The organism is Streptomyces deserti (assembly GCF_054782695.1).
The window spans coordinates 44,979-56,945 of record NZ_BAAGRZ010000024.1; the positions used below are offsets into that span (position 1 = coordinate 44,979).

Sequence of the window (11,967 nt, forward strand, 5' to 3'; positions counted from 1 at the left end):
CAGCATCCCACCTGATTCGATAGACGTCAACATAGACATACATCGAAGTGAGGGGTGGTCATGGAGTACGTCGATGTCGCGGTGATCGGGGGCGGCCAGTCCGGTCTGGCGGCGGCCCACGCGCTGCGCGAGCGAGGACTGCGGCCGGTGGTGCTGGAGACGTCCGCGCAGGCGGCCGGTTCGTGGCCGCAGTACTACGACAGCCTCACGCTGTTCTCGCCCGCGCGGTACAGCGCCCTGCCGCACGCCCCCTTCGGCGGGGACGGTGACCGCTACCCGCAGCGGGACGAGGTCGTCGCCTACCTCACCCGCCTCGCGCAGCGGCTGGATGCCGAGATCCGGCTCAACACGCGCGTCGAGACCGTGGAAGCGGACGACGGGGACTTCCTCGTCCGCACCGCCGGCGGAGCCACGCTGCGGGCCGGCGGGATCGTCGCGGCCACCGGGGCCTTCGGCAACCCGTGGCTGCCGGTGTTCCCGGGGCAGCAGGACTTCACCGGGCAGGTGCTGCACGTCGCGGACTACCGCACTCCCGCGCCGTACGCGGGCAAGCGGATCGTTGTCGTCGGCGGCGGCAACTCCGCGGTCCAGGTCGGCTACGAGCTGGCCGACGTAGCCGACGTGAGTCTGGCCACGCGCGCCCCGCTGCGGTTCCTCCCTCAGCTGCGCGAGGGCAAGGACCTGCACCACTGGCTCACCAGCACCGGGTTCGACACCCTGCCGCCCGAGTGGCTCGTCCGCTACGTGGGCGGCACCCTCGTCCTCGATCCCGGCATCTACCAGAGCGCCCTGGAGGCAGGCCGCCTGAAGCGGCGGCCGATGTTCACCGACCTCGACGGCGACGCGGTCGTGTGGGCCGACGGAACCCGCGAGCGGGTCGACGTGCTGCTGCTCGCCACGGGTTACCGGCCGAACCTGGGCTACCTGAACAAGCTCGGCGCGCTCGACGCGAACGGCATGCCCCTGCACAGCGGCGGCATCTCCACCACCCAGCCCGGATTGGTCTACCTCGGACTGGAGTTCCAGCGGTCCTTCGCCTCCAACACGCTGCGCGGCGTCAGCCGAGACGCGGACTGCGTCATCCCGCCGCTGGCCGCCCACGTCCACAAGGCCCCGGCCGCCACCGGCCTCTGACACCCTCGGCGCCACCCTGCCGCGCGTCCGGCACCGCCCCCCCCTCCGCTTTGATTCGACATGCGTCAACATAGATGCATGTCGAATGCGAAGGTGCTGCCGCTGCTGGAAGCCGGGGCCGATCAGGCCGTGGTGCCGTGCTGCCCGCCGCTGTCCGAGCGGCCGTTCACCGCCGAGGAGGCCGAGACGGCCGCGCGGATGTTCAAGGCGCTCGGGGATCCGGTGCGGCTGCGCCTGTTCTCGGCGGTGGCCTCGCACGAGGGCGGCGAGGCGTGCGTGTGCGACATCTCCGACGTCGGCGTGTCCCAGCCGACCGTCTCCCACCACCTGAAGAAGCTCAAGGAGGCCGGGCTGCTGACCTCCGAGCGGCGCGGCACCTGGGTCTACTACCGGGTGGCGCCGTCGGTCCTGGCCGCCATGGGGCAGCTGCTCACCGCCCGGTAGGGCACTCTTGGTTGCCTCGGCGTGGGCCCGAGGCAACCGGGGTGGGTTATGCCTCCTCGATGATCGAGCAGACCGTCACGGGCCGTTCGTCGGGGCAGTCGTCGGCCCGGCCCCGGGTGGTCACCAGGGTGGTGCGCAGGGCGAGGAGGTCGGTGACGGCTGCGTCGATCTCGGCGATGCGGGCGTCCAGCAGGTCGCGGACGGTGGCGCAGGGCGGGATGCCACCGTCGCGGATGGCCAGCACCTCGCGGATGTCGTCCAGGCGCAGCCCGAGGGTGCAGGCCCGGCGGATGAAGGTCAGCAATTCCACGTCGGCCTGGCTGTAGAGCCGGTAGCCGGTCGTGGTCCGCTCGGCGGCGGGCAGCAGACCCTTGGCCTCATACACCCGCACCGCCTTGCGGGTCACGCCCGCGGCCTGGGCGGCCTTTCCGATGGTCAGTCCCGGTTGCGCCATGGTCGTAAGCCTCCTCACCCCCATTGTTGACCTGGCCCCAGGGGCCGGGTTCTAGCGTCGCGAATGCAGGGATGGAACGCGACGAGAGAGGTGATGGCCATGCCGTTCCGCGAGGGTGAGGTCTACCGCTGCCCGGACGAGGGCTGCGGGTGCGAGCTGACGGCGACCAAGGCGGCTGCGCCGACCTGCACCGGCCAGCAGAGCCCGACGTGCTGCTGCGGGAAGACCATGGTCAAGCAGAACGTCCGAGGCGGGCCGGCGCCGCACCCCAGACACACAGAAACGGTGGGGCCGCCCAGCACACGCTGGGCGGCCCCACCGTCGTCCCGCTCCGAGACGGGCTTCACCGCAACAGATCCGCGATCTGCCGTGCCGCCTCCCGTGCTGGGCGCCCGACGCCGATCAGGGTGGCCGAGGCCGGGCCGGTCCAGTCGCCGTAGCCGAGCAGGTGCAGCCGCGGCTCGTCCACGGACCGCGTGCCGACCGTGGCGATGTGGCCACGTCGGCCGCGCAGTCCCAGGGGCGCCAGGTGCGACAGCGCCGGGCGGAAGCCCGTGCATCAGATGACCGCATCGGCCGGCGCCCGGGTGCCGTCGGCCCAGACGACGCCGTCGCGGTCGAGGCGTACGAACATGGGCGACGCCTTCAGCAGTCCGGCGTCCCGGGCCTCCCGCACGGGCGGTACGGCGACGATGTCGCCCAGCGACGCGACGCCTCCGGTGTCGGTGCGGCCCTCGTCGAGGGCGCGGCGGCGGGCGGTGGCCGCGTCGAACAGTGCGCGGCCGTCGATGTCGTCGGCAAGGAAGCGGGGCGGGCGCTGGGTGACCCACGTCAGTTCGGCGTCGTGGGCCAGGTCGGCCGCGATCTGCGCGCCGGAGTTGCCGCCGCCGACGACCACGACCCACTGCCCCGCGAAGTCGCGCGGGCTGCGGTACTCGACGGTGTGCAGCTGCCGCCCGTGGAAGTCCGCCCGGCCGGGCACCGCGGGCAGGAAGGGACGCCACCAGGTGCCGGTGGCGCTGATGACGGCCCGGGCGCGCCAGGTGCCGGAGTCGGTCTCGACGCGCAGGGATCCGCTGTCCCGGTGGACCCCGGTGACCCGTACAGGCCGGTGCACAGGAAAGTCGTACCGGCTCTCGTATTCGGTGAGATAACCGACCACGTGGGCGGCGTCCGGGTACGTCTGCCCCGCCTGCACGGGCATCGGACGCCCCGGCAGCGAAGAGAACGCGGCCGGTGAGAACAGGTGCAGCGAGTCCCAGGCGTGCTGCCAGGCGCCGCCCGGCTCGGCCTGGGCGTCGAGGATGACGAAGTCCACGCCGAGGCGGCGCAGGTGATAGCCGGCGGCGAGCCCGGACTGGCCGCCGCCGATGACCACCACCTGCGTGCGCGGGGCACTCACGAGGTACGGATGGTGTTCGCGGACTGCGGGCAGCACGCCGCGTGGGACCGGTGGGCCGCGGCGCAGGTGCTGCACAGCAGCCGCCGCACCGGTGGCTCGGTGGCCACCGGGCGGGAGATCGGCTTCGTGCAGGTCAGGAACTGCTGTGAGACCTCGGCGTGGACGGCGCACACGGCGGCTCCGCACTGGCTGCAGATACCGACCGCGGCGACCTGCGCACCGATGGCGTCGCAGTCCATGCAGTGCATCAGCTCTCCTGCGGTGCTGCCGTCAACTGCTGGGCGGCGGTGAACTTCCGCCGCCAGGCCAGCGAGACGTACACGAGCGCGACCAGGACCGGCACCTCGATGAGCGGGCCGACCACACCGGACAGCGCCTGGCCGGAGGTGACCCCGAAGGTGGCGATGGCGACCGCGATGGCCAGCTCGAAGTTGTTCCCCGCCGCCGTGAAGGCGAGCGTGGCGGTGCGGTCGTAGGCCAGGCCGATCGCCTTGCCGAGCGCGAAGGTGCCGAACCACATCACCGCGAAGTACACCAGCAGCGGGAGCGCGATGCGGGCCACGTCCAGCGGCTGCGAGGTGATCGTCTTCCCCTGCAGGGCGAAGAGGATGACGATCGTGAAGAGCAGGCCGTACAGCGCCCACGGACCGATCTTCGGCAGGAAGCCCGTCTCGTACTTCTCGCGGCCGAGCTTCTTTTCGCCGATGCGGCGGGTGAGGAACCCGGCCAGCAGCGGGATGCCGAGGAAGATGACGACGTTCAGGGCGATCTTCCACATGGAGATGTCGAGGTGCTCGCCGTTGCCCAGGTTCAGCCAGCCGGGCAGCAGGTCGAGGTAGAACCAGCCGAGCAGGCCGAAGGCGAGGACCTGGAAGACCGAGTTCAGCGCCACGAGCACGGCGGCGGCCTCGCGGTCGCCGCAGGCGAGGTCGTTCCAGATGATGACCATGGCGATGCAGCGGGCCAGGCCGACGATGATCAGGCCGGTGCGGTACTCGGGCAGGTCCGGCAGGAAGATCCACGCCAGTGCGAACATGACCGCCGGACCCAGGACCCAGTTGATGACCAGCGACGAGACCATCAGCTTCTTGTCGCCGGTGACCGCGTCGAGCTTGTCGTAGCGGACCTTGGCGAGAACCGGGTACATCATGATCAGCAGGCCGAGGGCGATCGGCAGGGAGATGCCGCCGATCTCGACCTTGGCGAGGGCGTCGTTGAGGCCGGGGATGACCCTGCCGAGGCCGAGGCCGACGGCCATGGCGGCAAGGATCCAGACGGCGAGGAAACGGTCGAGCGTCGACAGCTTCGCGACGACCGAGGACTCCTCGGTGGTCGCGGATGCTTCGGTGCGGGTCACGGGCAGGCCCTCTTGTTGTCGGCGGCGGTACGAGCGGACTCGGCCAGGTCAGTGAACTGACTGGCGAGCTGGGCGATGACGTCCGGGCGGAGCTTGTAGTACGTGTAGCGGCCGCATGGCTCCGTCTCGACGACCCCGGCCTCGCGCAGCACTCTCAGGTGGTTGGAGAGGTTGGTCTGCCGGGCGCCCGTTTCTTCCACGAGGTGGGTGGTGCACAGCGCCTCTTTGGCCAGCAGGGTCACGATCTGGAGCCTGAGCGGGTCGGCCAGAACCCGGATCAGGTCAGTGTCGACTGACGTCATCATGAACTGATACTCTCACATCAGTGGTAGCTGACACCACCGGGTGCTGAAGTCATTCGCGCCTGATGCCGTCGCGAGACAAGAGAGACCTCCTGATGTCCGACAAGCCCTCCGTGCTCTTCGTCTGTGTCCACAACGCCGGCCGTTCCCAGATGGCCGCCGCGTGGCTGACCCACTTGGCCGGGGACCGCGTCGAGGTCCGTTCCGCCGGCTCCAACCCGGGCGCCAACGTCAACCCGGCCGCCGTCGAGGCCATGGCTGAGGTCGGCATCGACATCTCCGCCGAGGTGCCGAAGATGCTGACCGTGGACGCGGTCAAGGAGTCGGACGTCTGCATCACCATGGGCTGCGGAGACACCTGCCCGGTCTTCCCCGGCAAGCGGTACCTCGACTGGCAGCTGGAGGACCCGGCCGGCCAGGGCGTCGAGGCCGTGCGGCCGATCCGGGACGAGATCAAGGTACTGATCGAGGGCCTGATCAAGGAGATCGCGCCGGAGCCCCAGGCATGAGCACGACGGCGGACGTCCGCAACGTCATCGTCATCGGCTCCGGTCCCGCCGGATACACCGCCGCCCTCTACACCGCCCGCGCCTCGCTGAAGCCGCTGGTCTTCGAGGGCGCGGTCACGGCCGGCGGTGCGCTGGTGCAGACGACCGAGGTGGAGAACTTCCCCGGCTTCCGCGACGGCGTCATGGGCCCGGAGCTGATGGAGAGCATGCGGGCCCAGGCCGAGCGTTTCGGCGCCGAGCTGGTCCCCGACGACGTCGTCGAAGTCGACCTCACGGGCACGGTCAAGACCGTGACGGACAGCGCGGGTACGGTCCACCGGGCCAAGACGGTGATCGTGGCGACCGGCTCGCAGCACCGCAAGCTGGGGCTGCCCGGCGAGGACGCGCTGTCCGGGCGTGGCGTGTCGTACTGCGCGACCTGCGACGGCTTCTTCTTCCGCGAGCACGACATCGTGGTCGTCGGCGGCGGCGATACCGCCATGGAGGAGGCCACCTTCCTCTCCCGCTTCGCCAAGTCCGTGACCGTCGTCCACCGCCGGGACACCCTGCGGGCCTCCAAGGCCATGCAGGACCGCGCCTTCGCCGACCCGAAGATCTCCTTCGTCTGGAACAGCGAGGTCGCCGAGATCCACGAGGACGGCGGCAAGCTCGCCGGGCTCACCCTGCGCGACACCGTCACCGGCGAGACCTCCCGCCTCCAGGCCACCGGGCTGTTCGTCGCCATCGGCCACGACCCGCGCACCGACCTGGTCACCGGCCAGCTGGACCTGGACGACGAGGGCTACCTCAAGGTCGCCTCCCCCTCCACGCGCACGAACATCCCCGGCGTCTTCGGCGCCGGTGACGTGGTCGACCACACCTACCGGCAGGCCATCACGGCCGCGGGCTCCGGCTGCGCGGCGGCCCTGGATGCCGAGCGGTACCTCGCCGCCCTGGGTGACACCAGCGCGGGCGAGACCGACGACAAGGACGAGTTGGTCACGGCTGCCGTCTGACCCTCACCACCCGCAGGAGACAAGCAACATGGCTCTGAAGAACGTCACCGAGGAGTCCTTCGACCAGGACGTCCTCAAGAGCGACAAGCCGGTCCTGGTCGACTTCTGGGCCGCCTGGTGCGGCCCGTGCCGCCAGCTCGCTCCCTCCCTGGAGGCGATCGCCGCCGAGCACGGCGACCAGATCGAGATCGTCAAGCTCAACATCGACGAGAACCCGGCCATCGCGGCCCAGTACGGTGTCATGTCCATCCCGACGATGAACCTCTACAAAGGCGGCGAGGTCGTGCAGACCATCGTGGGCGCCAAGCCCAAGGCCGCCCTCGAACGCGAGCTCGCCGACCACCTCGCCTGACCCAATCGACGGTGGGGTGCCCTTCCGCACCCCACCGCCCCCTCTCCGACGGAGGTATTCCGGTGGCCAGCAAGCGCATCGTCGCCATCGGCGGCAGCGACGCCGGCATCAGCGCCGCCCTGCGCGCCCGCGAGCTGGATCCCGACAGCGAGGTCACCGTGGTCGTGGCCGACGCCTACCCGAACTTCTCCATCTGCGGCATCCCGTACTACGTCTCCGGCGAAGTCGGGCACTGGGGCAACCTCGCCCACCGCACGCTCGCCGACCTGAAGGCCACGGGGATGGAGGTTCGTACCGACACCCTGGCCACCGGGATCGACGTGATCGGCCAGCGGCTGGCGGTACGGGGCGTGGACGGCCGGAGCGAGGAGCTGCCGTACGACGCACTGATCGTCGGTACGGGGGCCGTCAGCATCCGCCCGCCCATCGAGGGCCTGACCGGGCCCGGCGCGCTCGGCCCGGCCGACGGCCTCCACCTGCTGCACAGCATGGGCGACACCTTCGAGGTCATGCAGAGCATCGCGGAGCGCCGCCCGAGGTCGGCTGTTGTGATCGGCGCGGGATACATCGGCTTGGAGATGGCCGAGGCCCTGACCACCCGTGGTCTGCGGGTCACCCAGATCGAGGCCCTGCCCGAGGTGCTGCCCACCGTCGACCCGGAGCTCGGCGCCCTCGTACACGCGGAACTCACGTCGCACGGTGTCGAGGTCATGACCGGTACCCAGGTCACCGAGATCGCCCGGAGCCACTCCGGCGAGACACTCCATGTCCGAGCGGCCGGACCGGACGGGACGACGTTCACGCAGACTGCCGACCTCGTGCTCGTCGTCGTGGGCGTCCGCCCCGATACCACGCTCGCCGCGACCGCCGGGGCCAAGCTCGGCGCCAAGGGTGCGATCGAGGTGGACGAGTACATGCGCACCTCGCTGCCGGATGTGTACGCGGCCGGGGACTGCGCCGTCACCTACCACCGGCTGCTGGGCAAGACCTGGCTGCCGTTGGGTACCACCGCCCACAAGCAGGGCCGGATAGCGGGGGAGAACGCCCTCGGAGGCCGACGGTGGTTCGCGGGCAGTCTGGGCACGCAGGTTGTCAAGGTCTTCGACCTGGTCGTCGCCCGCACCGGCCTGCGCGACCACGAAGCAGCAGCCGCGGGCCGGGATTGGACGCCGGCCAGCACCGCCAGCCGCCCGGACGACCACAAGGCGTATTACCCGGGCGCCTCCCCGATCTCGATCCGCGTCACCGGCGACATCAACAACGGTCTCTTGCTGGGCGCCCAGCTCGTGGGGCGGCGCGGCGCGGAGATCTCCAAGCGCGTCGACACCTACGCCACCGCGATCTTCCACGGCATGGCCGTCGACGACATTAGCGAACTCGACCTCTCCTACACCCCGCCGCTGGGCTCCCCGTGGGACGCGGTCCAGGTCGCGGCGCAGGCGTGGATGAGCGAGCACCACCTCGGCGTGCAGCGCAGGATGCTGGGCGCTTCATAACACGGGTCAGGCGGCCACACGCTCCGGCTTGTTGGCGGACGCCGGGTCTAGGATCTTCTCTTCCGTACGCGGGGCAGTTCGTCGTGGTTGAGGGAGTCCCAGGCCCAGGGCGCCGACTCACCCAGACCATCGTCGACGCCAAGGCGCCTTCAAGGAACGCTGGGGCGCTATACCTGGCTGGAGGCCGCAGCCGCGAGGGCGCCGACCGCCGGGTCCAGGATTGCGCGCACTCTGTTCAGGCCGTCGTAGTTCACCGAGTACCACGCCCAGGTCCCGCGGCGTTCGCGGTTGAGCAGGCCCGCGTCGGTCATGACCTTCAGGTGGTGACTGACGGTCGGCTGCCGGAAGCCCAGGCAGTCGGCCAGGTCGCAGACGCAGGCTTCGCCGGCCGGTGCTCGCTCGATGATGCGGAATATCTGTAGCCGCGTGGGGTCGGCGATGGCCTTGAGCATGGCGGCGAGACGCTCGGCCTCGTCACGCCCGATGAGCAGGCAGGCGAGGCCGGGAGCGCAGGCTCCGGCGTTCGTCTCGTCCGCTGCCTCCGCAGCGCCCAATTCACTGATAGCCATCTATTCACCCTAAGCGGGGGCTGGTAGTCCACCGTGTGTTCGAAGCCACAACCAAGCCGTTGTTCACCAAGCGTTCACTTAGGTTGCCGTCTATCCAAAACATAGATGCATGCCTATTCTTCAGGGTGGGAGTGGACCCGTGAGCCGTCAACCGAGGAATGCCCATGAACGAGCAAAGCCCTCTTGGCCCAGGCCGCCGAGCAGCCCCGCCGTTGCGGGACCACGGACCGGTACTCGAACGCATCACGGCCCGGCTGGCCGCCCGCCACAGCAGGGCTTTCTCCCGGGAGACGGTGGAGAGTTACGTGGAGGAGTGCTCCTGGCTGCTGTCGGCGAAGGACCGCGTCGGGATCCATCTCCCGGTGCTGGTCGAGCGGTTCGCGGACCAGCGGCTCGGCGCCCTCGCCCGCGGCCTGGGGCTGTCGCCGAAGCCGGTGCCCGAGGTGCTGTTCGTGTGCACCGAGAACGCGGGCCGCTCCCAGCTGGCCGCCGCGCTCCTGCGGCACCGGGCGGGTGACCGGATCCGGGTGCTGACCGCCGGGTCCGAGCCCGGCACAAACATTGCCCCCGTCGTGCACCGGCTCCTGGACGAGCAGGTTCTGGACGCGGACGAGGAGTTCCCCAAGCCGCTGACCGCCGAGGTCGTCACCGCCGCCGATGTCGTCGTCACTCTGGGCTGCGGCGACGCGTGCCCGGTCCGGCCGGGGCGACGCTATCTGGACTGGGACCTGCCGGACCTGAACGGCCTGGACATCGAGAGCGCGCGGGCCGTATGTGACGCGCTGGCCGCGCGGATCGACGTACTGGCACAGGAGCTGTTGCCCACCGGAGCGTCCCGGAGCTGATCGGGAAGCACGCGGCCCGGGCAAGGAGTTGGCCCGGCCGGCGGGGCACCGCCATGCAGCCTGCCGGCCGGAGTCTGTGGATGCGGCCCGCACTCACGGGTCCGCGTTGGTCAGGCACAGGGGGATCAGCGTCCGGGCCACGGCCACCGACTCTGCGGTGATGATCTCCATCAAGGTGTTCGGGTCGGTGGTGAAGGTCAGCCACCGCGTCTGGCCCACGGGCAGATAGCGCACGCGGACCTTCGCCGACAGCCACCGCTTGCGGTGGTACAGGGTGCCGATGGTGGGGATGTGGTGCCGCCCTTCCGCGGGGCCCCACCGCGGGTAGCGCGTCGCCCACAGGGGCACGTCCAGGTAGGAGTCCTCGTCGTCCGGCACGTCGGCCATACGCTGGCTCCCCGTTCTTACGAGGACGGAATCTGGCTGGATGAGGCGCCTTGTGCACCGGTGGTACCGGTGGGGGAACACTCAAAGCGGTAGCCCATCCCGCGGATGGCGCCGATCGTGCAGCAGCCGCCCGCCTCCTGGATCTTGTTACGGACCCGTCGGATGTGCACGGTCAGGGTGTTGCTGTCCAGCTTCTCGCTTCCCCACAGGGCCTGGGTCAGCTCGGCGCGGCTGATGACCCTGTTGGGGCGCTCCATGAAGTAGCGCAGCAGCAGGAATTCACGCACCGGCAACTGCACCGACCGTCCGCGGACGTAGACATGAAAGCCCGCAACGTCAAGCTCGACATCGCCGACGACGAGCGTGGAGTCCGAACCGTCTGACGGCTCCGTGCCCTTGATGAGCGACAAGATCTCCAGGGCCCGGTACGGTCGGGCGACGAAGGCCACCGCGCCCGCCGCCACGGCCGCGGTGGCCTCCTTGGCGCCATCAGGGCCCGCGCCCACGATGACGGGCACCGGGTGGAGTTTGGCGATCAGTTCCGTCACCTGGGCGGCACCGACCACCGGGAGAGGGGCGCTCAGCAGCACCGCTCGCGGGCTGAGGGCCCCGACCTCCAGGAGGGCTTCCGCTCCGTCGTGGCAGACGACGGTGCGCAGGCCGGCGGCGCGGAACCGGGCCACGACCTGCTTGGCCAGTTCCTCGTCGGGCTCCGCCAACAGGATGTCGGGAACCCCGGTGTCCTCGGGGCCGCTGCGTGGAGCCGTGTCCGGGGTTCGGTGTGCGTCGGGTGTCACCCGTGGAACTCCTTTACGTAATACGCGCAAAGGGGGCGCAGAGGGCGGACGTCGGACGGGCATCCGTCAGCCGAAGCGGCCGGAGATGTAGTCCTCGGTGCGCTGGTCGGAGGGGTTGGAGAAGATCCGCTCGGTCTCGTCGTACTCGACGAGCCGGCCGTGGCGTACGCCCTTGTCGTCGACGTCGGCTGTGAAGAAGGCCGTGCGGTGCGAGACGCGGGCGGCCTGCTGCATGTTGTGCGTGACGATGACGATCGTGAACTCCTGGGACAGGTGCTCCATGAGGTCCTCGATCTTCGCCGTGGCGATCGGGTCCAGGGCCGAGCAGGGCTCGTCCATCAGGATCACCTCGGGCTTGACCGCGATGGTGCGGGCGATGCACAGCCGCTGCTGCTGACCGCCGGACAGTGCCAGCGCGGAGGTCTTCAGCTTGTCCTTGACCTCGTCCCACAGCGCCGCATGGGTGAGGGTCTCCTCGACCAGGTCATCGAGGTTGCCCTTGAAACCGCCCACCCGAGGCCCGTAGGCGATGTTGTCGTAGATCGACTTGGGGAACGGGTTGGGCTTCTGGAAGACCATGCCGATCCGGCGCCGCACCTCGATGGGGTCGACGTCCTTCCCGTAGAGGTCCTCGTCGTGGTAGCTGATCTTGCCGGCCACGCGGGCGTGCGGGATGAGGTCGTTCATGCGGTTGAAGCAGCGCAGCACGGTGGACTTGCCGCAGCCGGACGGGCCGATCATCGCGGTGATCTGCCGGTGGCCGATGGTCATGTTGACGTCGCGGACGGCCTCGTGGTCGCCGTAGAAGACCGACAGGCCGCTGACCTCGAAGACCGGGGAGACCAGGGAAGGAGCGTTGCGGAAGGTGACGTCGGGGGTCCTGGTGCCGCCGGTGGCGTCGGAGGGAGGGGTCATGGCGGTCTC

15 protein-coding genes and 1 pseudogene are annotated in these 11,967 nt (G+C 70.0%); 7 read left to right on the plus strand and 9 right to left on the minus strand.

The features are described from left to right. Window positions 1-60 precede the first annotated feature (60 nt). Window positions 61-1,134: a flavin-containing monooxygenase gene (locus ACYVMZ_RS29595; RefSeq protein WP_461085023.1), complete on the plus strand. Its 1,074-nt coding sequence runs from the start codon at window positions 61-63 to the stop codon at window positions 1,132-1,134. A 78-nt stretch (window positions 1,135-1,212) separates the two neighbouring features. Then, window positions 1,213-1,578 (plus strand): ArsR/SmtB family transcription factor, encoded by a 366-nt coding sequence (locus ACYVMZ_RS29600; RefSeq protein WP_461085025.1) that lies wholly within the window; start codon window positions 1,213-1,215, stop codon window positions 1,576-1,578. Window positions 1,579-1,624: 46 nt separating this feature from the next. Here the strand turns inward: ACYVMZ_RS29600 and ACYVMZ_RS29605 are convergent, their stop codons facing one another. The 5 genes and pseudogenes from ACYVMZ_RS29605 to ACYVMZ_RS29625 all read right to left on the minus strand — a co-directional run bounded on the left by ACYVMZ_RS29605 (window position 1,625) and on the right by ACYVMZ_RS29625 (window position 5,096). Then, on the minus strand, window positions 1,625-2,032 hold the full coding sequence (locus tag ACYVMZ_RS29605) for a heavy metal-responsive transcriptional regulator (RefSeq protein WP_461085027.1): 408 nt from the start codon (window positions 2,030-2,032) through the stop codon (window positions 1,625-1,627). Window positions 2,033-2,375: 343 nt separating this feature from the next. Next, a pseudogene (locus ACYVMZ_RS29610) lies at window positions 2,376-3,434 on the minus strand (ArsO family NAD(P)H-dependent flavin-containing monooxygenase). Beyond that, window positions 3,431-3,682: a DUF2180 family protein gene (locus ACYVMZ_RS29615; RefSeq protein WP_461085029.1), complete on the minus strand. Its 252-nt coding sequence runs from the start codon at window positions 3,680-3,682 to the stop codon at window positions 3,431-3,433. Before ACYVMZ_RS29615 ends, ACYVMZ_RS29610 begins: the two are co-directional and overlap by 4 nt. After that, a complete protein-coding gene (arsB, locus tag ACYVMZ_RS29620) occupies window positions 3,682-4,791 on the minus strand; it encodes an ACR3 family arsenite efflux transporter (RefSeq protein WP_461085031.1) in 1,110 nt (369 codons plus the stop codon). The genes ACYVMZ_RS29615 and arsB overlap by 1 nt, the downstream gene beginning before the upstream one ends. Next, window positions 4,788-5,096 (minus strand): ArsR/SmtB family transcription factor, encoded by a 309-nt coding sequence (locus tag ACYVMZ_RS29625; RefSeq protein WP_461085033.1) that lies wholly within the window; start codon window positions 5,094-5,096, stop codon window positions 4,788-4,790. The genes arsB and ACYVMZ_RS29625 overlap by 4 nt, the downstream gene beginning before the upstream one ends. Window positions 5,097-5,188: 92 nt before the next feature. Between ACYVMZ_RS29625 and ACYVMZ_RS29630 the strand changes: the two genes are divergently transcribed. From ACYVMZ_RS29630 to ACYVMZ_RS29645, 4 genes are all read left to right on the plus strand, one after another. Next, the gene (locus tag ACYVMZ_RS29630) at window positions 5,189-5,602 is read left to right on the plus strand and encodes an arsenate reductase ArsC (protein WP_362756802.1); all 414 of its coding nucleotides are present in this window, start codon (window positions 5,189-5,191) and stop codon (window positions 5,600-5,602) included. Further along, window positions 5,599-6,597, plus strand: a complete 999-nt coding sequence (gene trxB / locus ACYVMZ_RS29635) for a thioredoxin-disulfide reductase (RefSeq protein WP_461085035.1) — start codon at window positions 5,599-5,601, stop codon at window positions 6,595-6,597. Before ACYVMZ_RS29630 ends, trxB begins: the two co-directional genes overlap by 4 nt. A gap of 28 nt (window positions 6,598-6,625) precedes the next feature. Further along, the gene (trxA, locus tag ACYVMZ_RS29640) at window positions 6,626-6,949 is read left to right on the plus strand and encodes a thioredoxin (protein WP_461085037.1); all 324 of its coding nucleotides are present in this window, start codon (window positions 6,626-6,628) and stop codon (window positions 6,947-6,949) included. A 62-nt stretch (window positions 6,950-7,011) separates the two neighbouring features. After that, on the plus strand, window positions 7,012-8,445 hold the full coding sequence (locus ACYVMZ_RS29645) for an FAD-dependent oxidoreductase (protein WP_461085039.1): 1,434 nt from the start codon (window positions 7,012-7,014) through the stop codon (window positions 8,443-8,445). Between the two features lie 167 nt (window positions 8,446-8,612). Here the strand turns inward: ACYVMZ_RS29645 and ACYVMZ_RS29650 are convergent, their stop codons facing one another. Continuing rightward, window positions 8,613-9,014, minus strand: coding sequence for an ArsR/SmtB family transcription factor (locus ACYVMZ_RS29650; protein WP_461085042.1), 402 nt, complete (start codon window positions 9,012-9,014; stop codon window positions 8,613-8,615). Window positions 9,015-9,178: 164 nt separating this feature from the next. On the opposite strand from ACYVMZ_RS29650, the gene ACYVMZ_RS29655 reads away from it, so the two are divergent. Then, window positions 9,179-9,859: an arsenate reductase/protein-tyrosine-phosphatase family protein gene (locus ACYVMZ_RS29655; protein ID WP_461085044.1), complete on the plus strand. Its 681-nt coding sequence runs from the start codon at window positions 9,179-9,181 to the stop codon at window positions 9,857-9,859. 93 nt (window positions 9,860-9,952) lie between these two features. Here the strand turns inward: ACYVMZ_RS29655 and ACYVMZ_RS29660 are convergent, their stop codons facing one another. The 3 genes from ACYVMZ_RS29660 to pstB form a co-directional block, all read right to left on the minus strand. Further along, window positions 9,953-10,246, minus strand: coding sequence for a hypothetical protein (locus ACYVMZ_RS29660; protein ID WP_461085046.1), 294 nt, complete (start codon window positions 10,244-10,246; stop codon window positions 9,953-9,955). Between the two features lie 17 nt (window positions 10,247-10,263). After that, complete coding sequence (locus ACYVMZ_RS29665) at window positions 10,264-11,043, minus strand: winged helix-turn-helix transcriptional regulator (protein WP_461085048.1); 780 nt, start codon at window positions 11,041-11,043, stop codon at window positions 10,264-10,266. Between the two features lie 66 nt (window positions 11,044-11,109). Then, window positions 11,110-11,958 carry a phosphate ABC transporter ATP-binding protein PstB gene (pstB, locus tag ACYVMZ_RS29670; protein ID WP_461085166.1) on the minus strand — a complete coding sequence of 283 codons (849 nt, stop codon included), beginning with the start codon at window positions 11,956-11,958 and terminating at the stop codon, window positions 11,110-11,112. Window positions 11,959-11,967 lie beyond the last annotated feature (9 nt).